The sequence below is a fragment of the Pseudomonas onubensis genome, from assembly GCF_965653655.1.
In the GTDB taxonomy this organism is placed as follows: Bacteria; Pseudomonadota; Gammaproteobacteria; order Pseudomonadales; family Pseudomonadaceae; genus Aquipseudomonas.
On the sequence record NZ_CBFHAZ010000002.1, the window covers coordinates 147,739 to 168,846 of the forward strand.

At 59.7% G+C, this 21,108-nt stretch carries 18 protein-coding genes; 9 read left to right on the plus strand and 9 right to left on the minus strand.

The genetic code is table 11. The features are described from left to right. Nucleotides 1-10 precede the first annotated feature (10 nt). The gene (locus ACTD9P_RS01635; RefSeq protein WP_438866424.1) at nucleotides 11-1,729 is read left to right on the plus strand and encodes a PTS fructose-like transporter subunit IIB; all 1,719 of its coding nucleotides are present in this window, start codon (nucleotides 11-13) and stop codon (nucleotides 1,727-1,729) included. 190 nt (nucleotides 1,730-1,919) lie between these two features. Continuing rightward, nucleotides 1,920-3,461, plus strand: coding sequence for an alkaline phosphatase D family protein (locus tag ACTD9P_RS01640; protein ID WP_438866425.1), 1,542 nt, complete (start codon nucleotides 1,920-1,922; stop codon nucleotides 3,459-3,461). 128 nt (nucleotides 3,462-3,589) lie between these two features. On the opposite strand, the gene ACTD9P_RS01645 is transcribed toward ACTD9P_RS01640, so the two are convergent. Together ACTD9P_RS01645 and ACTD9P_RS01650 are read right to left on the minus strand one after the other, a co-directional pair. Further along, nucleotides 3,590-6,115 (minus strand): PepSY domain-containing protein, encoded by a 2,526-nt coding sequence (locus ACTD9P_RS01645; RefSeq protein ID WP_438866426.1) that lies wholly within the window; start codon nucleotides 6,113-6,115, stop codon nucleotides 3,590-3,592. 137 nt (nucleotides 6,116-6,252) lie between these two features. Further along, complete coding sequence (locus ACTD9P_RS01650) at nucleotides 6,253-8,541, minus strand: TonB-dependent receptor (RefSeq protein WP_438866427.1); 2,289 nt, start codon at nucleotides 8,539-8,541, stop codon at nucleotides 6,253-6,255. A 206-nt stretch (nucleotides 8,542-8,747) separates the two neighbouring features. Here ACTD9P_RS01650 and ACTD9P_RS01655 point away from each other — a divergent pair, with 206 nt between their 5' ends. The 4 genes from ACTD9P_RS01655 to ACTD9P_RS01670 all read left to right on the plus strand — a co-directional run bounded on the left by ACTD9P_RS01655 (nucleotide 8,748) and on the right by ACTD9P_RS01670 (nucleotide 10,823). Further along, complete coding sequence (locus tag ACTD9P_RS01655) at nucleotides 8,748-9,428, plus strand: Fe2+-dependent dioxygenase (protein WP_017138298.1); 681 nt, start codon at nucleotides 8,748-8,750, stop codon at nucleotides 9,426-9,428. A 2-nt stretch (nucleotides 9,429-9,430) separates the two neighbouring features. Further along, nucleotides 9,431-10,216, plus strand: a complete 786-nt coding sequence (locus ACTD9P_RS01660) for a tetratricopeptide repeat protein (RefSeq protein ID WP_438866428.1) — start codon at nucleotides 9,431-9,433, stop codon at nucleotides 10,214-10,216. A 65-nt stretch (nucleotides 10,217-10,281) separates the two neighbouring features. Further along, the gene (locus ACTD9P_RS01665; protein WP_219266822.1) at nucleotides 10,282-10,548 is read left to right on the plus strand and encodes a CopG family ribbon-helix-helix protein; all 267 of its coding nucleotides are present in this window, start codon (nucleotides 10,282-10,284) and stop codon (nucleotides 10,546-10,548) included. Then, a complete protein-coding gene (locus ACTD9P_RS01670) occupies nucleotides 10,548-10,823 on the plus strand; it encodes a type II toxin-antitoxin system RelE/ParE family toxin (RefSeq protein ID WP_438866429.1) in 276 nt (91 codons plus the stop codon). Before ACTD9P_RS01665 ends, ACTD9P_RS01670 begins: the two co-directional genes overlap by 1 nt. 59 nt (nucleotides 10,824-10,882) lie before the next feature. Here ACTD9P_RS01670 and ACTD9P_RS01675 read toward each other — a convergent pair whose 3' ends face one another. The 5 genes from ACTD9P_RS01675 to ACTD9P_RS01695 form a co-directional block, all read right to left on the minus strand. Next, nucleotides 10,883-12,046 (minus strand): type III PLP-dependent enzyme, encoded by a 1,164-nt coding sequence (locus ACTD9P_RS01675; RefSeq protein ID WP_438866430.1) that lies wholly within the window; start codon nucleotides 12,044-12,046, stop codon nucleotides 10,883-10,885. Nucleotides 12,047-12,543: 497 nt separating this feature from the next. After that, the gene (locus tag ACTD9P_RS01680; RefSeq protein ID WP_053131666.1) at nucleotides 12,544-13,701 is read right to left on the minus strand and encodes an osmoprotectant ABC transporter ATP-binding protein OsmV; all 1,158 of its coding nucleotides are present in this window, start codon (nucleotides 13,699-13,701) and stop codon (nucleotides 12,544-12,546) included. Nucleotides 13,702-13,923: 222 nt separating this feature from the next. Beyond that, complete coding sequence (locus ACTD9P_RS01685; protein ID WP_438866431.1) at nucleotides 13,924-14,616, minus strand: ABC transporter permease; 693 nt, start codon at nucleotides 14,614-14,616, stop codon at nucleotides 13,924-13,926. 11 nt (nucleotides 14,617-14,627) lie between these two features. Further along, nucleotides 14,628-15,521: a glycine betaine ABC transporter substrate-binding protein gene (locus ACTD9P_RS01690; protein ID WP_438866432.1), complete on the minus strand. Its 894-nt coding sequence runs from the start codon at nucleotides 15,519-15,521 to the stop codon at nucleotides 14,628-14,630. A 20-nt stretch (nucleotides 15,522-15,541) separates the two neighbouring features. After that, complete coding sequence (locus ACTD9P_RS01695; protein WP_200430762.1) at nucleotides 15,542-16,258, minus strand: ABC transporter permease; 717 nt, start codon at nucleotides 16,256-16,258, stop codon at nucleotides 15,542-15,544. A 332-nt stretch (nucleotides 16,259-16,590) separates the two neighbouring features. Between ACTD9P_RS01695 and ACTD9P_RS01700 the strand changes: the two genes are divergently transcribed. Beyond that, a complete protein-coding gene (locus ACTD9P_RS01700; RefSeq protein WP_438866433.1) occupies nucleotides 16,591-18,174 on the plus strand; it encodes a peptide chain release factor 3 in 1,584 nt (527 codons plus the stop codon). Nucleotides 18,175-18,267: 93 nt separating this feature from the next. On the opposite strand, the gene ACTD9P_RS01705 is transcribed toward ACTD9P_RS01700, so the two are convergent. Further along, nucleotides 18,268-18,597, minus strand: a complete 330-nt coding sequence (locus ACTD9P_RS01705) for an EF-hand domain-containing protein (RefSeq protein ID WP_438866434.1) — start codon at nucleotides 18,595-18,597, stop codon at nucleotides 18,268-18,270. Nucleotides 18,598-18,976: 379 nt separating this feature from the next. Between ACTD9P_RS01705 and ACTD9P_RS01710 the strand changes: the two genes are divergently transcribed. Together ACTD9P_RS01710 and ACTD9P_RS01715 are read left to right on the plus strand one after the other, a co-directional pair. Next, nucleotides 18,977-19,222: a hypothetical protein gene (locus tag ACTD9P_RS01710; protein WP_438866435.1), complete on the plus strand. Its 246-nt coding sequence runs from the start codon at nucleotides 18,977-18,979 to the stop codon at nucleotides 19,220-19,222. Between the two features lie 97 nt (nucleotides 19,223-19,319). After that, nucleotides 19,320-19,580: a hypothetical protein gene (locus tag ACTD9P_RS01715; RefSeq protein ID WP_438866436.1), complete on the plus strand. Its 261-nt coding sequence runs from the start codon at nucleotides 19,320-19,322 to the stop codon at nucleotides 19,578-19,580. A gap of 60 nt (nucleotides 19,581-19,640) precedes the next feature. On the opposite strand, the gene ACTD9P_RS01720 is transcribed toward ACTD9P_RS01715, so the two are convergent. Further along, nucleotides 19,641-20,777, minus strand: coding sequence for a hypothetical protein (locus tag ACTD9P_RS01720; RefSeq protein WP_438866437.1), 1,137 nt, complete (start codon nucleotides 20,775-20,777; stop codon nucleotides 19,641-19,643). Between the last annotated feature and the right edge of the window lie 331 nt (nucleotides 20,778-21,108).

The window sequence follows — 21,108 nt, forward strand, 5'->3', positions numbered from 1 at the left end:
AGGGTTTGTGATGAAGTTAGCCATTGTTACCGCCTGCCCGAACGGCATGGTCACCAGTGTGCTGTGCGCCCGCTTGCTGGACGCCGCCGCGCAGCGTCAAGGCTGGAGCACCAGCACCGAAGTCGTGGATGTGCAGCGCCCGGAGCGGGCGTTGTCCCAAGCGACTATCGATGCGGCCGAGTGGGTGTTGCTGGTCAGCAGCACGCCGGTGGATATGCAGCGGTTTGTCGGCAAGCGTGTATTCCAGAGCACGCCGGCCCAGGCGCTGGCGGATGTCGACGCGGTGCTGCGCCGTGGCGCCGAAGAGGCCCAGGAATACGTCGCCAGCCAAGCGCCGGAGGCGGCGAAGAATGCCCCGCGCATCGTCGCGATTACAGCCTGCCCGACCGGCGTGGCCCACACCTTCATGGCCGCCGAAGCTTTGCAGCAAACCGCCAAGCGCCTGGGCTATGACTTGCAGGTCGAGACCCAGGGTTCGGTGGGCGCACGCACGCCGTTGAGCGCGCAGGCCATCGCCGATGCCGATGTGGTGTTGCTGGCGGCGGACATCGAAGTTGCCACCGAGCGTTTCGCCGGCAAGAAGATTTACCGCTGTGGCACCGGCATCGCCCTCAAGCAGTCCGAGGCCACGCTCAACAAGGCACTGGCTGAAGGCGCGGTAGAAAACGCCGGCAGCGGTGCGGTCGGCAAAAAAGAAAAAACCGGCGTGTACAAACACCTGCTCACGGGTGTGTCGTTCATGTTGCCGATGGTGGTGGCGGGCGGGCTGCTGATCGCCTTGTCGTTCGTGTTCGGCATCCATGCTTTTGAAGAAAAAGGCACCTTGGCCGCCGCACTCAAAACCGTCGGTGATCAAGCCTTTATGCTGATGGTGCCGTTGCTGGCAGGCTACATCGCTTACTCGATTGCCGACCGTCCGGGCCTGGCGCCGGGCATGATCGGCGGCTTGCTGGCGGGCACCTTGGGCGCCGGGTTTATCGGCGGCATCCTGGCCGGTTTTCTGGCTGGTTACTGCGTCAAACTGATCACCCGCGCGGTGCAGTTGCCACAAAGCCTGGAGGCACTCAAGCCGATCCTGATCATCCCGCTGCTGGCGAGCTTGTTCACGGGCCTGGCGATGATCTATCTGGTCGGCCCGCCGGTAGCGCGGTTGCTCACGGGGCTGACGGATTTTCTCAGCACCATGGGCACCACCAATGCGGTGCTGCTCGGCATTTTGTTGGGCGGCATGATGTGTGTGGATTTGGGCGGGCCGATCAACAAGGCAGCGTATGCGTTTTCGGTCGGCCTGCTGGCCGCGTCCAGCGGTGCACCGATGGCGGCGACCATGGCCGCCGGCATGGTGCCGCCGATCGGCATGGGCATCGCCACCTTCCTGGCGCGGCGCAAGTTCGCCCAGACCGAACGCGAGGCGGGCAAGGCCGCGATGATCCTGGGCCTGTGCTTTATCTCTGAAGGCGCGATTCCATTTGCCGCCAAAGACCCGCTGCGGGTGATCCCGGCCAGCATCGCCGGTGGCGCCTTGACCGGCGCGCTGTCGATGTATTTCGGCTGCAAACTCGCCGCGCCCCATGGCGGTTTGTTTGTGTTGGTGATTCCGAATGCGATGAACCATGCGCTCCTGTATTTGCTGGCGATTGTGGTGGGCAGCTTGGTGACCGGGCTGGTGTATGCGCTGATCAAGCGCCCCGAGGCAGTGGAGCTGTCGGTCACTTCAGCCAAGGCCTGACACTGTTTAAAATGTGGGAGCGGGCTTGCTCGCGAATACGGTTTGTCAGCCACTACATCTGTAACTGACACACCGCTTTCGCGAGCAAGCCCGCTCCCACATTTGATCTTCATTGGCCTGTGGGCGGTGTCACACGGGATTCATGCTCCCGTGTTTAAGTTGCCCTTTTGATACTCAAGAGGGCACCTGCATGAGCCACTTCGATCTCGGCCGTCGCCGCGTGATGCAAGCCGTTGGCGCCGGGCTGTTGCTGCCGGGCCTGGCGCCGGCAGTGATCGCCTCGGTCAAGGACCGCCCGCAACTCACCGATGGCGTGCAGTCCGGCGACTTGCTGGGCGATCGGGCGATGATCTGGAGCCGCAGCGACCGCCCGGCGAAGATGGTGGTGGAGTGGGACACCCGCAGCGTGTTCAGCAACCCGCGCAAATTTATCTCGCCGCTGGCTGACAGCCGCACCGACTTTACCGCTCGCGTCGAACTCACCGGGCTGCCGGTCGATCAGGCGATTTTCTACCGTGTGCATTATGAAGACGCCCAGACCGGCGTCGCCAGCGAGCCGTGGTTCGGCCACTTGCGCAGCGTGCCGCAGCAACGTCGCGACATCCGTTTTGTATGGAGCGGCGACACTGTCGGCCAGGGCTTCGGTATCAACCCGGACATCGGCGGCATGCGCATTTACGAGGCCATGCGCCTGCGCTTGCCGGACTTTTTTATCCACAGTGGTGACACCATCTACGCCGATGGCCCGGTGCCGGCGCAGCTGACCGTTGAAGACGGGCGCATCTGGCGCAACATCACCACCGAAGCCAAAAGCAAAGTCGCCGAAACCCTCGACGAATATCGCGGCAATTACCGCTACAACCTGCTCGATGAAAACGTGCGCCGCTTCAATGCCGAAGTGCCGCAGATCTGGCAGTGGGACGACCATGAGGTGATCAACAACTGGTCGCCAAGCAAGGTGCTCGATGAGCGTTACCAGACCAAGGACATCAATACCTTGGTTGGCCGCGCACGCCAGGCCTGGCTGGAATATTCACCGATGCGCCGCCAGAGCGCCGATGGCGGTGGGCGCATCTATCGCAAGCTCAGCTACGGGCCGTTGCTGGATGTGTTCGTGCTGGATATGCGCAGTTATCGCGGGCCTAACGACGACAACCTGGGCGGCGAAAAGCCTTTTATGGGCCGTGAGCAACTGGACTGGCTCAAGCGCGAACTCAAGGCCTCCCAGGCACAGTGGAAAGTCGTCGCCGCCGACATGCCTATCGGCCTCGGCGTGCCCGACGGCGAAGTCAGCCCCGGCATGCCGCGTTGGGAAGCCATCGCCAACGGCGACCCGGGCCCGGCCCAGGGGCGTGAGTTGGAGATTGCCGAGCTGTTGGGCTTTTTGCGTGCGCAGCAGGTGCGCAACCATGTGTGGTTGACGGCGGATGTGCATTACTGCGCGGCGCATCATTACCACCCGGACCGCGCGGCGTTTCAGGATTTCGAGCCGTTCTGGGAGTTTGTGGCGGGGCCGCTGAATGCGGGGAGTTTCGGGCCTAATCAGTTGGACAAGACCTTTGGGCCAGAGGTGGTGTTCCAGAAGGCTCCGCCTGCGCAGAACACCTCGCCGTTTGCCGGGTTTCAGTTTTTTGGTGAGGTGCAGATTGATGGGCAGACGGCGGAGTTGACCGTGATTTTGCGCGACCTGGATGGGGTTTCGGTGTTCGAGCAAAAGCTGCAGCCCGCTTGAGGACGATCGTTCCCACGCTCTGCGTGGGAACGCCGCCATGGACGCTCCGCGTCGGCTTTTAGGGCGGTGACGCGGAGCGTCACCGGATGCATTCCCACGCAGAGCGTGGGAACGATCGGTATGAGGGCTTAGTACACATCCCGACGATAGCGGCCCTGCTCGATCAAGCGCTCCACCGCTTCGCTGCCCAGAATGTCGTGCAGTGCCTGATCCACACCCGTGGCCATGCCCTGCAAGCTGCCGCACACATAAATCGCGGCGCCTTCGGCCAGCCATCGACGCAGTACATCTGCCGACTCGCGAAGGCGGTCCTGTACGTAGATTTTTTCCGCTTGATCGCGAGAAAACGCCAGGTCCAGCAGGGCCAGGTCTCCGCTGGCCAGCCAGCCTTGCAGCTCGTCCTGGCAAAGGTAGTCGTGGGCAATATTGCGTTCGCCGAACAGCAGCCAGTTGCGCTGCTGGCCATCGGTAATGCGCGCTTTAAGCAAACTGCGCAGTCCCGCCAGTCCGGTGCCGTTGCCCAGCAGGATCAGCGGCACCGGCGCTTCGGGCAAGTGGAAGCCACTGTTGCGGCGCAGGCGCAGGCTGATGCCGGAGCCGATGGCGGCGTATTCGGTCAGCCAGCCAGAACCCAGGCCCAGGCTGCCGTCGGGGTGGCGCTCCTGGCGAACGATCAGCTCGAGCACGCCGTCGCTGGCGATCGAGGCGATGGAGTATTCGCGCATGCCCAAGGGCACCAGCGCGTTGACCAGCGCTTGTGCGTGCAGGCCCACCAAGTGTGTGCGGTTGTCCGGCAGTTGGCGGGTGGCCAGTGCCTGGTTAAGGGTTTGCGCCAGTCCGTCGATCAGTACGCCGTCGCTGCCGGCCAGGCCCAGGCCTGCGAGGAAGTGCTCGATGGCCCACGGGCAGTTGCGCGGCAGTACTTCCACCAGGTCACCGGCCAGCCAGCTTTGCGGCGCAGGTGGTGTGAGGCCCAGCAGGTAGACGTCCGAGCCGGCGCTGTCGCGGTTGAGCAGGGTACGATGGCTGAGGGTCCAGTTTTCAAACTGAGGCGCTTGCCAGGCTGCTGCCGGTGCATGGCCGGTGAGTTGGCCCAGTTGCTGTTGCCAGACCAGCAGCGCTTGGCTGTCGCCGCTGTCGACTTCAACTGGCGCGAACAACGGCGTGCCGCCCTGGTGGGTCAGCCAGAAGTGCAGGCGCCGGGCAAAGCCGCAGAAGTGTTCATATTGGCGATCACCCAGGGCCAGCACCGAGTAGTTCAAGCCTTTGAGCGACAGGTCCTGACCGAGCACGCTGCGCTCAAAACCTCGGGCGCTGTCCGGGGCTTCGCCGTCGCCGAAGGTGCTGACCACGAACAGCGCATGTTGCGATTGGCTCAAGTCGTCCTGGCTGACGCTGCCCAGCGGCTGCACCTTCACCGGCAAGCCGGCGGCCTGCAATTGCCCGGCGGTTTGCCACGCCAACTGTTCGGCAAAACCGCTCTGGCTGGCAAAGCCGATCAGCCAGGCCGGTGCATCGCTGTGGTTGGCGCCGAGGCCTTTGCGGGCGTCGCGCACCTGGCGTTTTTTGCGTCGACGGTCCAGGTACAGCAGCCAGCCGGTGATAAAGAACAGCGGCATCATCAGCGAGCTGAGGGTGAGGATGATTCGCCCGGTCCAACCAAAGTAGCTGCCGGTGTGCAGTGCGTAGATGCTGGTGAGCAATTGGGACTTGAGCGTCTTGCTGGCGTATTGGTCGTGGGATTTGACCTCGCCGGTGGCCGGGTCCAGGTTGATCTGGTTCAGCGCGCGGTCGTGGGGCGATGAGTTGAGCAGGTAATACACGATGGCCGGCTGCCCGGCGACGGCCGGCATGCGGATGTTGTAGGCACTCAAACCGGGGCCGGCGTTGGCGTAGATGCTGCTCCAGATCGCGTCATAGTTGGCCACCGGCGCCGGGCCTTCGGGCGGCGGGCCACGTTTGCGCAGGCGTTCGTTTTGCGGTGCGTCGGACAGCAGTTTGTTCAGGCCCTGGCTGTACCAGTCGTAGGACCAATACAGGCCAGTGAGCGCCGAGAACAGATAGAACAGCAGGCACCAGGTGCCGAACACCGAGTGCAGGTCCCAGTTGAAACTGCGGCCTTTTTTGCGCCAGTCCAGTGTCAGCCAGGCGCGCCAGCTTGCCACTTGGCGCGGCCAGCGCAGGTACAGGCCCGAGAGGCAGAAGAACACCAGGAGCAGGGTGCAGGCACCGGTGATGTTGCGCCCGGTTTCGCCCATGGCGAGGAAGCGGTGCAGTTGCAATATAAAGCCGAGCACATCCTGGCCGACGGCGTCGCCCCTGTAGTCGCCGGTGTAGGGGTCGAAGTAGCGCATCTGGCCACGCCGTTCGCCCGGCGGGGCGGTGAAGAACACGCGCGCGGCGTTGCCGCTGTCATTTTCCACCCACAGCATCGATACGGTCTTGCCTTCGGTGGCCTCAAGTTTGCGCACCAGTTCGGCAGGCGGCAGCACACCGGCTTCGCGTTTTTCGACCTTCAAGACTGTGGGGTTCAGCGCCCGCAGGATTTCATCCTGAAACGAGACCGCAGCCCCGGTCATCCCCATCAACGCCAGCACCAGCCCGGCAGTGATGCCGAAGAACCAGTGCAACTGGAACAGGGTTTTCTTCAACACGTCGGACCGCCTCGCTCATCTGGATGTCGTTGCCACGGCGCGCATTATGCCGTGGGTTAACGAGAAATATTCTGTTTTACACACAAAAGCCCCACGCATCCGATGCGTGGGGCTTGTGGCTGAGCGTTGACCGGGGTTTAGAAGTGGAAACTGGTGGTCAACAGCGCCGTACGACCGGCTGCCTGGTTGGCGAAGTGCGCCGCATAGGCTTTGTCGTAGTAGGCCTTGTCGGTCAGGTTCTGCACGTTCAATTGCAGGTCGACGTTCTTGGTCAGCTTGTAGCTGGCCATCGCGTCGTAGCGGGTGTAGGCCGGTACGTACACAGTGTTGGCTGGGTCACCGTAAACCTGATCGACATAGAACGCGCCGCCGCCGATGGTCAGTTTTGGCGTGATGTCGTAAGTGGTCCACAGGCTGAAGGTGTTCTTCGGCGTGTTAGGCATTTGGTTGCCTTTGTTGGAGCCGGCCGACACTACGTTTTGACGGTTGCCGATCTTGCCTGGGTCGACCAGCTCGCTTTTCAGGTAGCTGTAACCGGCGAACACCTGCCATTGGTCGGTGAGCTTGCCGCTGGCCGACAGTTCCAGGCCATCGACACGGGATTCGCCGCCGTTTTCGAAGGTGTTGGAGTCCACCAGGATTCGCGTGTTTTTCTTCTCGGTACGGAACACTGCGGCAGTCAACGACAGGCGGTTGTGGAACAGGTCCCACTTGGTGCCCAGCTCGTAGTTGACGGTCTCTTCGGGTTTCAGGTCGCTGGTGTTGATGCCGGTGACGAAGCCATTGGTTTCTTGCCCTTCACCCACCAGGCCGCCAACCGGCTGCGCCGAGGTGGCATAGGAGGTGTAGATGCTGCCGTTTTCCAGCGGCTTCCAGACCAGACCCGCCTGCCAGTTGAAGAATTGGCTGTCGTCCTTGAGCTTGCTGCGCCCGGCCACGGCGTTGGTGTTGGCCTCTGTATCAAAGGTGTCGTAACGCAAACCAACGTTCAGCAGCCATTTCGGGTCCAGCTCGATGGTGTCGAACACATAGGCGGCGCGGCTGGTGGCCTTGGTGTTGGTGCCCATGTAGTTGCGTGCCACGCTGCCGGTCCAGGCGTCATCCGGTGTCGGGTTGCTCAGCGAAGTGCACTGGCCGCCGAGGCTGCCTTTGGCCACGGTACAAGTCGGGTTGCTGTTCGGGCTGACGGTGTAGCCGCTGACGCGGGTTTCTTCACCGGTGAATTCCAGGCCGGTAGAGTACGAGTGTTTCATGCCCGCCAGTTGGAAATTGCCGAACAGATCGGTCTGGTTGGTGGTGGTGTCGGTGGTCGACACGCGGGTGTTGGCGCGGCGCCACACGGTGCCGAACTGATTGACGTTGTGCTGGCTGTCATCAGGTTGCGTCAGCACATAATCCTGGCCGGTGCTGCCATGGCGCAGGGTGTTTTTCAGGGTCATGTTGTCGTTCAGGTCGTGCTCGATGGAGAACGTGCTGATGTCGGCGCGGGTCTTGCGGAAGTCGCGGTCTTTCAAACCGTAGAAGTTATTGCTGTCGCCGCCGTCGGTGGGTTTATCGTGTCCGTGCGCGGCATTTGCAGCTTTGCTGCCATAGCCATACGGAATGCCCGAGTCCGGCAGGTCGTTGCTTTCCAGGTGGTAGTAGCTGAAGTTGACGCGGGTCGGGGTGCCCAGGCCGAAAGTCAGCGACGGTGCCACGCCCCAGCGGTCATAGTTGACCACATCGCGGCCGGCCACGTTCTGCTCGTGGCTCATCAGGTTCAAACGGAACGCGGCGTTGTCGAGGAACTGACGGTTCACGTCGAGCACGTAGCGGCGGGTCTGGTCGGAGCCGTAGGTGAAGCCGCCGTTGGTGAAGTCGCGCGCCTGTGGTGTCTTGCTCACCAGGTTGATGCTGCCGCCGGCCGAACCACGACCGCCGAACGAGGAGTTGGGGCCTTTGCTGACTTCGATCGATTCGATGTCGAAGATTTCGCGGCTCTGGCCGCCGGTGTCGCGCACGCCATCCAGGTAGGTGTCGCCCTGGGCGTCAAAACCACGGATAAACGGGCGATCGCCCTGGGGGTTGCCGCCTTCACCGGCGCCAAAGGTGATGCCCGGTACGGTGCGCAGGGCATCCTGCAGCGAGGTGGCTGCGGTGTCTTTCAACACCTGCTGCGGCACCACGGTGACTGAGCGCGGGGTGTCCACCAGCGGCGCGGTGTATTTTTGCGACGAGGCTTTTTCGACCTGGTAGGCGGTGTTGTCCTGTTCCTGGCCGGTAATGCTGGTGGCGCCGAGGGAGATGCTGTTGCGCTCGCCTTTTTGTTCGGCGCTTTCCGCCGCTTGTGCCAGTTGGGCGGCAGAGCTGGCACTGAGTGCAACGCCGATAGCCGAAGCCAGCATGCGTGGTGAACTGGCAGGTGTTTTTAGTGTAGTGCGCGACATAACGAGTCCTTTCCCCAAGGAGGTGAGGCCGCGGAATATAGGGTCAACAAGACTTTCTATCAATTGCGATACATTACTATTCGCACTGAATTTACATTCTTTACAATTTTGCCTTACGGTTTTTACCAACTCATTCGTCCACCTTGTTTTACATGGCGGATAAGAATCAATACCATTAGTGTCTCTCTGTTTTCAGGTATTGCCCCATGTTGCTGCATATTCCCGGCCTGTTCTCACGCGAGGAGGTGCTGCGCATTCGCCAGGCTCTGGAAAACACTGAGTGGGCCGACGGTAAAATCACCGCCGGGCACCAATCCGCCAAGGCCAAACACAACCTGCAATTGCCCGAAGGCCACCCGCTGGCCAAGGAAATCGGCGCGGCGATGCTGGAGCGTTTGTGGAACAACCCGCTATTCATGTCGGCGGCGTTACCGCACAAAGTCTTTCCGCCATTGCTCAACTGCTACACGGCCGGTGGCAGTTTCGACTTCCATATCGACAACGCCGTACGCCAGGCGCGGGGAAGTCATGAGCGGGTGCGTACGGATTTGTCGTCCACGCTGTTCTTCAGCGACCCGGAGGAATACGACGGCGGCGAGCTGGAGATCCAGGACACTTTCGGCCTGCAGCGGGTAAAACTGCCGGCCGGCGACATGGTGCTGTACCCAGGCTCCAGCCTGCATAAAGTCAACGCCGTGACCCGTGGCACGCGCTATGCCTCGTTCTTCTGGACCCAAAGCCTGGTGCGCGAAGACAGCCAGCGCACGTTGCTGTTCGAGATGGACGGCGCCATCCAGCAACTGACCACGGACGTACCCGACCACCCGGCGCTGATCCAGCTCACCGGCACCTACCACAACCTGCTGCGCCGCTGGGTTGAGGTGTAAGCATGGGTTTTTTATTGCGCCGTGAAGAAGTGCTCAATGTCGAGCAACTGCAAAGCATGCTCGACGACTCCCCGGTGCGCGCTGCGCAGGCGATCCTCGTGGCGGCGAAGGAAGGCGTGGTCGACGCGCAAGCGTTGCTCGGGCAAATCCTGCTGGAAGGGCGCGGCATTGCACGCGACGAAGCGCTGGCGCTGCGCTGGTTCCAGATCGCGGCCCATGGCGGGCATTGGATGGCGCGCAATATGACCGGGCGTTGCCTGGAGCATGGTTGGGGTTGCGCCGTCGATGAAGCAGCGGCTGCGCGCAATTATCGTCTGGCGGCGGAAGCTGGATTGGATTGGGGGCAGTACAACTACGCCAACTTGCTGGCGACCGGCCGTGGTGTTGCTGAGGACCGGCCGCAAGCGCTGGCGCTCTACCGGCTGGCCGCAGAGCAGGGGCACGCCAAGTCGATGAACCTGCTGGGGCGTTACCTGGAAGACGGCCAGTATTGCCCTCAGGATCTGGAGGCGTCCGTGGCGTGGTATCGCCGTTCAGCCGAAGGCGGGGATTTTCGTGGGCAGTTCAGCTATGCGGCGGTGCTGGCTGACAGAGGCCAGATCGAGGAGGCGCTGGGTTGGTTGCGCAAGGCGCTGGCCGGCGGGAACCTCAAGTTTCTGCGCACGGCGCACAAGGCGCTTTTAAATGCAGCGCAACCGCAAATCAGGTATTTAGCTAAGGATTTCGAGCAGCGAGTGGCTCAATTAAACGATGAGCGGCATGGGTTAGCAGTTGCTGCACCACTCTAAATCACTATGATTGAAGCTGATTCAGATTTAATCATATGTTTCGCACTGCTGCGAAGAGAGGATTTATGGGCGCCGACACTAAAGTACTGACCGCTCACGTCCCCACGGCCCTGGCGCAAAAAGTCGATCAGATGGCGGCGCGGATGGATCGTTCGCGTGGCTGGATCGTTAAGCAAGCGCTCGCCGACTGGGTGGATATGGAGGAAGAGCGCAGTCGGCTGACACGAGAGGCCATGGCCGATGTCGATGCCGGTCGGGTAATTGACCAGCAAGCCGTTCAAGCCTGGGCGGATAGTTTAAGCACTGATACGCCGCTGCCGGTCCCTCGCTGATGGAGTTGAAGTGGACCAGTAAGGCCTTATCAGACCTGGCTCGACTTTTCGACTTCCTGGCCGTTGTAAATCGCATGGCGGCGGCGCGCACAGTGCAGGCACTTTCCCAAGCACCTTTGAGCTTGTTGAATAACCCGCGCATCGGTGAACGAGTTGAAGAATTTGAACCGCGGGACGTAAGACGACTGTTGGTGGGTCATTACGAAATGCGCTACGAAATTCAAGAATCAACACTTTATATTTTGCGCTTATGGCACGTGCGCGAAGATCGTTGAAATGTAGAAGCTCATAAAAAAACCCATGACATGTCATGGGTTTTTTGTGTGCGCGGATCTTACACGTAGTAAGACTTCAGCGGCGGAAAGCCGTTGAACTCAACCGCGCTGTAGCTGGTGGTGTACGCACCAGTCGACAGCCAGTACATACGATCACCAATCGCCAGGTTCAGCGGCAGGCCGTACTTGTAGTTTTCGTACATGATATCGGCGCTGTCGCAGGTTGGGCCGGCGATGACCACTTCTTCCATCTCGCCTTTCTTCTCGGTCCAGATCGGGAACTTGATGGCTTCGTCCATGGTTTCGATCAGGCCGGAGAATTTGCCCACATCCGTGTACACCCAGCGCTCGACGGCGGTGCGCGACTTACGTGCAACCAGCACCACTTCGCTGACCAGGATACCGGCGTTGGCGATCAACGAACGGCCCGGCTCCAGGATGATTTCCGGCAGGTCGTCGCCGAAATCTTCCTTGAGGAAGCGGATGATTTCTTCGGCGTAGGTTTCCAGGCTGTTGGTGCGGGTGATGTAGTTGGCCGGGAAGCCGCCGCCCATGTTGATCAGCTTGAGGTGGATGCCGTCTTCTTCCTTCAGGCGTTCGAAGATCACTTTGACCTTGGCGATCGCTGCGTCCCACACGCTGATGTCGCGCTGTTGCGAGCCGACGTGGAAGGAGATGCCGTAAGGCACCAGGCCCAGGTCACGGGCGAGGATCAGCAGGTCCATGGCCATGTCGGTCTGGCAGCCGAATTTGCGCGACAAAGGCCAGTCAGCCGTGGTCGAGCCTTCGGTGAGGATACGCACATACACTTTCGAACCCGGCGCGGCCTTGGCGATGTTGCGCAGGTCGGCTTCGGAGTCGGTGGAGAACAGGCGCACGCCTTTCTCATAGAAGTAGCGGATGTCCTTGGATTTCTTGATGGTGTTGCCGTAGCTGATACGGTCCGCGCTGACGCCACGGTCCATCACTTTATCCAGCTCGTAGATCGAGGCGATGTCGAAGCTCGAGCCCTTGTCTTTCAACAGGTCGATGATCTCGACGGCCGGGTTGGCCTTGACCGCGTAATAGACTTTGGCGAATTCGAAACCGGCGCGCAGGTCATCGTAGGCCTGGCTGATCATCGCGGTGTCGATCACCACGAACGGGGTTTCTTGCTTGTCGGCGAACGCCTTCATTTTGTCAAAAGTGGCGCGCGCGAAATAATCTTCGACGTTGATCGACATGCTGGGGAACTCCTAAGGGCAAACTGTAGTAATCAATGGGTGCAACTGAACGTCCTCCGTATCCCCACTTTGGTTCGCCTACTTCCCAAGGCATGTCGCCGAAAGCAAAAAGGCCATGGGAATTACCGCTTCCCTTGGCCTTGCTGTCTCGTCGTCAGTACTTGAGCCGGATGGATCGTTTCCAGCATGGACGTTCGGCGCGAACTTTAGGACGTGAGGGGCCATAGATCAACTAAAAATGTCGCGTTTTTGCACGCGTTCGTCGCGAGGTCACGTGCAGCTACTTATGTAACCGACAGGTGTGACGGATTGATGTTCCCGCAGGCGTGTTATTTGAGGCGAATTTGGAGCGCTTTTGTGGCGAGGGAGCTTGCTCCCGCTGGGGCGCGAAGCGGCCCCAAAATCAGTCAACCCCATTTACCTGAAACTATTGAGTCGTCTGTTCTGGGGCTGCTGCGCAGCCCAACGGGAGCAAGCTCCCTCGCCACAGAAGTTGATCAGGCCAGTGCTGTCTCGGCAGGCGACACAATACTGGTCTTGCCCCCGCGCGACTTGCCGGAACTCAGGTACTCGGCAATCGATTCCTGGGTCACCTCACCGAGGAACACCCGCTCGGCGTCCATCACCGGCAACCACGAACGGTTGAACTCGTACATGCGCGACAGCAGGATGCGCAAATGCTCGTCATACGCCGCCGTGGCGTTGAACTCGCGCAGGTATTGGCCGCACGTACCGGTCTGACGGTGCAGGTCGCGGCGTCGTACATAACCCAGTGCTTTGTTCTCGGCGCAGGTGACCACCACATAACGGCGGTCCGTCTCGTCCATCAACTCCAGCGCTTCGGCCACCGGGGTTTCCGGGCTCACCGACGGGGCGTTGTCCGCCGCATCTTCAGCTTTCACCAGGAGCAGGCGCTTGAGGGTGCTGTCCTGGCCGACAAAGTTACTCACGAATTCGTCAGCCGGGTGCGCCAGCAGCGTGTCCGGGTGGTCGATCTGTAGCAGCTTGCCGGCGCGGAAGATCGCAATTTTGTCGCCCAGCTTGATGGCTTCGTCGATGTCGTGGCTGACCATGATCACGGTCTTGTTCAGCGCCCGTTGCATCTCGAAAAACTCGTTCTGGATCATCTCGCGGTTGATCGGGTCGACCGCGCCGAACGGCTCGTCCATCAGCAGCAGCGGCGCATCGGCCGCCAGCGCACGGATCACGCCAATGCGCTGTTGCTGGCCACCGGACAATTCGCGCGGATAACGATGCAGGTACTGCTTGGGTTCGAGCTTGATCATGCTCATCAATTCGCGGGCACGGTCATGGCATTTCTGTTTGTCCCAGCCCAGCAGCTTGGGTACCACCACGATGTTTTCTTCGATGGTCATGTTCGGAAACAGGCCGATCTGCTGGATCACATAGCCGATGTTGCGACGCAGGGTCACCTCGTCGAGGTCGGTGGTGTCTTCGCCATTGATCAAAATCTTGCCCGAAGTGGGCTTGATCAAGCGGTTGATCATTTTCAGCGTGGTGCTCTTGCCGCAGCCCGACGGGCCGAGGAATACGCAAATCTCGCCTTCGTTGACGGTCAGGCTTACGTCGTTCACGGCGGAGACAGTTTTGCCGTTGCTTTGAAAAGTCTTGGTCAGGTTTTGAAGTTCGATCATTTGAGCAGTCCTAGTAGGGGGTGTTCGCCGCAAATGGCGGAGCGCGTTGGAGCTGTGATCCCGCCGGGCGAGGCGTGGGACGCAGGAAATGTCGTTTCCTTTTCAAGTCCCACAACGCAGCCCGGCGGGATCACAGCTCCAACCCGGAGGGCCGTGCCCCACAAAGCGCAATACGTCGTTGCTCGTCGTTCATTTGAAGAAACCAAATCTCTCTCCTCGCGCCTAGTCTTGCGCTTTGTGGGGCGACGGCGCGCCCGCCATTTGCGGCGAACACCCCCTACTCGTCAGCGAGCGTTGCAGCCATTGCAGAAGCAGGTCGGCGAAGATGGCCAGGAGACTGACCAGCACGGCGCCGACAATCAGCATCGACATGTCGCTGCGGCTGATGGAAGCCAGAATAAGTACACCCAGGCCACCGGCGCCGATGGTGGCGGCGATGGTCATCACACCAATGTTCATCACCACGGCGGTGCGCACACCGGCGAGGATCACCGGTACGGCAATCGGCAGTTCGACCATGCGCAGGCGCTGGCCGAAGGTCATGCCGATGCCTTTGGCGGCTTCGCGAATGCCCGGCTCGACGCCGGTCAGCGCCAGGTAGGTGTTACGCATGATCGGCAGCAGGGAGTAGAGGAACACCGCAGTGATCGCCGGCATCGGCCCCAGGCCCTGGCCGAACTTGGAGTAGAACGGCAGCAGCAGGCCGAACAGCGCGATGGAAGGCACGGTCAGCAGCACCGTGGCGCTGGCTTGCAGTGGGCCGGCCAGGGTCGGGAAGCGTGTCATCAGCACGCCGAGGGGCACGCCCACGACGATTGCCAGGATGACCGCAATGCCGACCAGGGTGATGTGCTGCCAGGTCAGGTGCAGGACTTGGGCCCAATCAAGATGGGAAAAGGCGTTCAGGAATTCCATGTCTTCTCCTCTTAGTTGATGGGGTGTTGGCGCAGGAAATCTGCGGCAACAGCGGACGGGCTTTCATGGTCGACGTCGACCCGCGCGTTCAGCTGGCGCATGGTTTCGTCGTCAAACAGGTCGGCCAGCGGCTTGAGGTCGGCGGCCAGTTGCGGGTGGGCGTCGAGGTACGCCTGACGCACCACCGGTGCTGCGGTGTAGTCCGGGAAGTAATGCTTGTCGTCTTCCAGCAGCTTCAATTTGAAGGCGTTCAGGCGACCGTCGGTGGTGTACACCAAGCCGGCAAACACCTGGCCATTACGCAGGGCGGTGTAGACCAGGCCGGCGTCCATCTGGCGGGTGTTTTTGCGGGTGAGGTTCATGTCGTACAGCTTGACCATGCCTCCCATGCCGTCGGAACGGTTGGCGAACTCGGTATCCAGGGCCACCAGGCGGTTTTGTTTGCTGTCCTCGGCGAGGGCCCTGGTCAGGTCGCTGATGCTTTTGATCTGCGGGAATTCCTTGGCCACGTTGTCGGGCAGCGACAACGCGTAGGTGTTGCTGAATTTTGACGGCGACAGCCAGACCAGGCCTTTTTTCGCGTCGAGTTCTTTCACCCGGGCGTAGGACTGTTCACTGTCGAGCTTCTCATCGACGTGGTTGTAAGCCACCAGCGACACGCCGGTGTATTCCCAGATCAAATCCAGCTGCCCGCTTTCCTGGGCACTGCGCGCCAGGTTACTGCCCAGGCCGCCGGTCACGCGGGTGTCGTAGCCCTTGGTGCGCAGGTATTGGGAGGTGATTTCGGCGAGCAGGGTCTGTTCGGTGAACACCCGGGCGCCGATACGAATTACCGGTTTTTCGGCGGCTTGCGCAAACCCTGCAAACAGCAGGACGCAGCTCAATATCAAGGTCAGTTTTTTCATGTGATTTCCTTTGCCAAGCCTTAAGACGGACGCAACCCGCGTTCCAGCCAGAGGCGGCTGGCCATGGTCACCAGACCGTCGAGCAGCAATGCCAACAGCGCGGTGCACGCGGCGCCGAGCAGCAGTTGCGGCTGATTGTTCAGGGCGATGCCGGGGAAAATCAGGCTGCCCAGGCTGTTGGCGCCAATCAGGAACGCCAGCGGTGCGGTGCCGACGTTGATCGCCAGGGCCACGCGCACACCGCCGATGATGATCGGCACGGCGTTAGGCAGTTCCACCCGAAACAGCACCTGGCGCGGCGTCATGCCGATGCCGGTGGCGGCTTCTTTGAGTGAGCCTTGAACGTTTTTGAGGCCTTCGTAGGTGTTGCGCACAATGGGCAGCAACGAGGCGAGGAACAACGCGAAGATGGCCGGGCCGCTGCCGATGCCGAGGACGCCGAGGGCGATGGCCAGTACGGCCAGGGGAGGGACGGTGTTGCCGATGTTGAAGATCTGCATGAAGCGTTCTGCGCGCCCGACCATGTTCGGTCGGCTGAGCAGGATACCGGCGGGGATGCCCACAACAAGGGCGGCCAGCATGGAGACTAGAACGAGGATCAGGTGTGCTTGCAGGTAAAACAACAAATCGTCGCGGTACATCTCGATCGTGTTGATGCCGATCCAGTGGACCAGCAGGGCCAGGAGTGCGACGACAACCGCACCTCCTATCAGCCCTTTGCCATAGCGAATAGCCACAGGCGGACTCCTTTTTTTCTTTTGTCGGCGAACACATTCTCCGGCGGCAATGCCATTCCTGGCTGCCTTCGAATGAGTTCGCGAAAAGCAGCTCGCCGATACCGGCAACGCGGTATGCGATCGAGCCATGAGCGCAGCCTCGTCAGGCTAACTTGCTGATTTTTCAGCCCCTGTTCCGAGTGCGGTAGCAGGGGAGTGGACGTCTCTACCTTTTAAAAGGTTCCATACTTGGCAGCATTTAGCCACCCCCAATCGGGTGAACGGTGGTCTGGCTCCCTGGGTTTGCGCTATACTCGCCGCCCTTTTTTGACTCACCTGCCAGGCGATTTCCCATGACCCACCAGGCCGCCGAAGTCGCGAAACGCCGCACTTTCGCCATTATTTCCCACCCCGATGCCGGTAAAACCACCATCACCGAGAAGCTGTTGCTGATGGGCAAGGCAATCGCTGTGGCCGGCACGGTGAAATCCCGCAAATCCGACCGCCATGCGACATCCGACTGGATGGAGATGGAAAAGCAACGGGGTATTTCCATTACCACGTCGGTCATGCAGTTCCCGTATCGCGACCACATGGTCAACCTGCTCGACACCCCGGGCCACGAAGACTTCTCCGAAGACACCTACCGCACCCTGACCGCGGTGGACTCGGCCTTGATGGTCCTCGACGGCGGTAAAGGCGTTGAGCCACGTACCATCGCGCTGATGGACGTGTGCCGCCTGCGTGACACGCCCATCGTCAGCTTCATCAACAAACTCGACCGCGACATTCGCGACCCGATCGAGTTGCTGGATGAAATCGAAGCCGTCCTGAAGATCAAGGCCGCGCCGATCACCTGGCCGATTGGTTGCTACCGCGACTTCAAGGGCGTTTATCACCTGGCCGACGACTACATCATTGTCTACACCGCCGGCCACGGTCACGAACGTACCGAAACCAAGATCATCGAGAAGCTCGACTCGGACGAAGCCCGCTCCCACCTGGGTGACGAGTACGACCGTTTTGTCGACCAGCTGGAACTGGTGCAGGGCGCCTGCCACGAATTCAACCAGCAGGAATTCCTCGACGGCCAGCTGACGCCGGTGTTCTTCGGTACTGCACTGGGCAACTTTGGTGTCGACCACGTGCTCGACGCCGTGGTGGATTGGGCACCCAAGCCTCTGGCCCGGGTTGCCAACGAGCGCACCGTGGAGCCGGTCGAAGAGAAATTCACCGGCTTCGTGTTCAAGATCCAGGCGAACATGGATCCCAAGCACCGCGACCGTATCGCCTTTATGCGTATCTGCTCCGGCAAATACGAAAAAGGCATGAAGATGCGCCACGTGCGCACCGGCAAGGATGTACGCATCGGCGACGCCTTGACGTTCTTCTCCTCTGAGCGTGAACAGCTCGAAGAAGCCTACGCCGGTGACATCATCGGCCTGCACAACCACGGCACCATCCAGATTGGCGACACCTTCACCGAAGGCGAAGCGCTGGGCTTTACCGGTATCCCGCACTTCGCCCCGGAACTGTTCCGCCGCGTGCGCCTGCGCGACCCGCTCAAGTCCAAGCAACTGCGCCAAGGCTTGCAGCAATTGGCGGAAGAGGGCGCCACCCAGGTGTTCTTCCCCGAGCGCAGCAACGACATTATCCTCGGCGCCGTCGGCGTGCTGCAGTTCGATGTGGTCGCCAGCCGTTTGAAAGAGGAATACAAGGTTGAATGCTCCTACGAGCCCATCACCGTGTACTCCGCGCGCTGGATCGATTGCAGCGATAAGAAGAAGCTGGAAGAGTTCTCCAACAAGGCTGTGGAAAACCTGGCGATCGACGGCGGTGGTCACCTGACCTACCTGGCGCCGACGCGGGTGAACCTGGCGCTGATGGAAGAGCGCTGGCCGGATGTGAAATTCCGTGCGACCCGCGAGCACCACTAACAACGAGACGGGCCATACAATACGTATGGCCCGGCTTGGCGTGTTAAGTATCAGCAACTGATATTGAAACCACTCAGCCCAGCATTCAATTGACTATCGTTTAGTTGGAAAATAACTGTGGGTCGTTGCCTCCACAACGAAGCGGTCATATTCGGGCCTTGAGATAAAACTGTTATCGTCCTTGTCGGCAGCCTTGAAGGCAACGCTGTCAAATTCTGATTTATTCGAATAACCCAGGTCTGTTGCTGTTTTAACGTAACGATCATCCATGTAAATACTCCACTCTTGCCTTGAAAGTTGCTGGTCTTTGTTGCGGTCGGAATAATCCCAGTTGTCATTGTAGGTCGTGTTGTAGAGGCCGCCGCAGGCGGTGGTGTTAACAACGACAGCGATGAGTGCACAGGTGACGAGGAGAGGTTTCACTTTATGTGTCTCGAGAGTAGTTCGGGGAGTCAGGACTTTAGTGATGGGTATTCGCTAGATGCAATAAACTCGGTTGTAGCATTAAAATTTTCGGAACATTCCTACGCGCGGGACGGAAACGGTCCGCGCGGTACACCAAAGGGCGAAGCTGTCATGGCTTCGCCCTTTTTTGTGGGCGCGACGCTGGTCCATTGTGGGAGCTGGCTTGCCTGCGATGGCGGTCTGTCAGTCGCCCTGTTTAGGGCAGGCCCACCGCTATCGCAGGCAAGCCAGCTGCCACAGTTTGATCTGCATATGTCCGGGCCATTGGCGCGAAGCCCGCATCCGGTCTAGCGTATTCAAATACTTCACCTACTTACCGACGGATCAGGAGGCGACCTTGCGTATAACTCAACGTGCCGTCCAGCTGATGTTGCTGGCGGTTTTGGGCTTGGCCGGCACCGCGGCGCTGGCGGATACCGGCACGCCACAGTGGAAGGACACCGGTCCGGTCACCAAGAAAAAGCAGAAGGAGGTCAATTCCGGCAGCTGGCAGCCCCAGGCACAGCCGGCCCCCAAGGAAGATCAAGAAAACCCCTACAACGACGGTGAGGACAGCGAAACCTACGATGACGGCGATACGTGAGGCCGGATTGGCATAAACCCAAGAACGCAACTAGCTTCATTCAAAGCGCCGGTCGAACGCCGGCGCACGTGTTTCACTGACTGGACGGAAATCGACCATGAGTATCTTTCAGCGTTTGGTGCTGTTGCTAAAAGTGTTGGTGATGTTATCGCTGGGCGCTTCATCTGCGTGGGCGAGTACCGCCGTGCAGAGCCAGGCGCCGGGCTATGTGGCGGCGAAGACGGCGCAGGTGGGTGGTTTGCAGTTGGCCAAGAGCGAGTCTGAGGCCGGTGACGAAGGCCAGGGCGGTTCCAAGGATGATGATGACCAGCAAGCGCCGCCAGATGATGATGACACCGAAGGTGACAGCGATACGTAAGGTGATCTGAATAAGCCCTTCCCGCTTAGCGGCGCGTCAACCGTCGGGAAGGGCTGCAGTTCAGCCGATGTCTTTGAAATAGTCGTTGTTGGGAATGTGTTCTGTTGCAAGCCCAGGTTCCGGGGCATAACTGGCACTGCTTGCTGCCGTGAAGTTGATTTCTTTACTGCCCTTGGTAATGCTGCGCTCACCTGCTATTTGAGTCGGTGTGGTGTAAACCGTCCGACGCATCGTTACATAAGCGCTCTGGTCATTTTTCATCTTTGTGAGAAGCTCATTTATCGGGTCTGCGGTCAGGTTGAGTTTCTTTTCCAAACGAACGCCCCAGCGTGTCAGGCATGTTTCTGCAAAGTGACGAACGATCTGACCGGGTTCTGCATAGACCTTCGCACCTTGATTACCATCCGCAGCAGCATTGCCGACTAAGGTCGCATGGCGGCCTGGCAATGGGTAAATATTAACCTTGGTCGCTTTATCAAACTCAGGAACAACACACGCGAAGCCGAGTGATCGCTCATCCCTTGCGTAAAAGGCTACATACTCTTTGACGTTGCTGCCTAGCTTTACGCGGCTGTCCTGGAAGTTCAACAACCCCGGAACAGGGTCAACAGCAAAGATGTTGACGGGCACATTCTTCAAGGTGCTGTCATTGCGCATGGCATTGGCCAACATATGGCAACTGATCCCGCCACGGCTCCAACCGACCAGATTGACTTGGGTAGGAATGATGCCGTCTTTTCGAAAGGTCTTGATGATCTGCTCTTGCAACTGCTGTTGGGTCACTTTGCGTGTGCCGTAATCATACGTGCGCCAATACCAGCTTCCCGTGGCTTTGACTTCTTCAATGGGCACGCCCGCTTTCTGTAGTTGGTTGTAGTTCTCTTCGGTCAGTTTTATCCGCTGCCATGTGAAGGTGCCCTTCATGATGTTGAGGGCGTGAGTCACATTTTCCTCCCAGCCGGAACCCAAGGCCGTTCCTGTTAGCTGTAAATGGTTCGCCGACGCCGTGAACATTTCATCGGCTTGCAGGTTGCCGCTGCCGGGCCCGTCGATAACGATCCATTCGGCAAACTCTTTACTGAGGCCTGAAGTGTTTTGCGCGAGGGTGGAAATGAGTTCGCCGTTCCAATAGTTGGCGTTGCTGTCATCGAATTTGGTTGAGCCGGTGCCGCAGAAAAAAACTGTGAAAGTGGTCATGAGCGCTTACCCGTCCGCTGGATAAAGTTCGTGAGCCCATGAAAGTCCAAACAGGATTGGCTGCCTACTGTGAGAACTCACAGTTCGTTAGACCGCTTTTGAATACCTAACGGATGGCAGTAGTAGAAAAGCGTCGGTGATAAGCCAAAAAGAAAGGTTCTTCACGGAATCCCGGGAAACACAGAAACAAGAACGCCGATTTGGTTGATGATGTTCGTGCGAGCAAACACATCTAACAAACCGGCGTTCTTATGCGTGATATTAATACTTTCCTTCCTTTTTGGGAGGGCTTTTCTGTCGTCACGATCAAGCCTGATGGCGACGCACTACA

Bases quoted from the DNA above. Each gene is read 5' to 3' on its own strand.
- ACTD9P_RS01635 (WP_438866424.1), top strand. From the start codon at position 11: ATGAAGTTAGCCATTGTTACCGCCTGCCCGAACGGCATGGTCACCAGT.
- ACTD9P_RS01640 (WP_438866425.1), top strand. From the start codon at position 1,920: ATGAGCCACTTCGATCTCGGCCGTCGCCGCGTGATGCAAGCCGTTGGC.
- ACTD9P_RS01650 (WP_438866427.1), bottom strand. From the start codon at position 8,541: ATGTCGCGCACTACACTAAAAACACCTGCCAGTTCACCACGCATGCTG.
- ACTD9P_RS01655 (WP_017138298.1), top strand. From the start codon at position 8,748: ATGTTGCTGCATATTCCCGGCCTGTTCTCACGCGAGGAGGTGCTGCGC.
- ACTD9P_RS01660 (WP_438866428.1), top strand. From the start codon at position 9,431: ATGGGTTTTTTATTGCGCCGTGAAGAAGTGCTCAATGTCGAGCAACTG.
- ACTD9P_RS01665 (WP_219266822.1), top strand. From the start codon at position 10,282: ATGGGCGCCGACACTAAAGTACTGACCGCTCACGTCCCCACGGCCCTG.
- ACTD9P_RS01670 (WP_438866429.1), top strand. From the start codon at position 10,548: ATGGAGTTGAAGTGGACCAGTAAGGCCTTATCAGACCTGGCTCGACTT.
- ACTD9P_RS01675 (WP_438866430.1), bottom strand. From the start codon at position 12,046: ATGTCGATCAACGTCGAAGATTATTTCGCGCGCGCCACTTTTGACAAA.
- ACTD9P_RS01680 (WP_053131666.1), bottom strand. From the start codon at position 13,701: ATGATCGAACTTCAAAACCTGACCAAGACTTTTCAAAGCAACGGCAAA.
- ACTD9P_RS01685 (WP_438866431.1), bottom strand. From the start codon at position 14,616: ATGGAATTCCTGAACGCCTTTTCCCATCTTGATTGGGCCCAAGTCCTG.
- ACTD9P_RS01690 (WP_438866432.1), bottom strand. From the start codon at position 15,521: ATGAAAAAACTGACCTTGATATTGAGCTGCGTCCTGCTGTTTGCAGGG.
- ACTD9P_RS01700 (WP_438866433.1), top strand. From the start codon at position 16,591: ATGACCCACCAGGCCGCCGAAGTCGCGAAACGCCGCACTTTCGCCATT.
- ACTD9P_RS01715 (WP_438866436.1), top strand. From the start codon at position 19,320: ATGAGTATCTTTCAGCGTTTGGTGCTGTTGCTAAAAGTGTTGGTGATG.
- ACTD9P_RS01720 (WP_438866437.1), bottom strand. From the start codon at position 20,777: ATGACCACTTTCACAGTTTTTTTCTGCGGCACCGGCTCAACCAAATTC.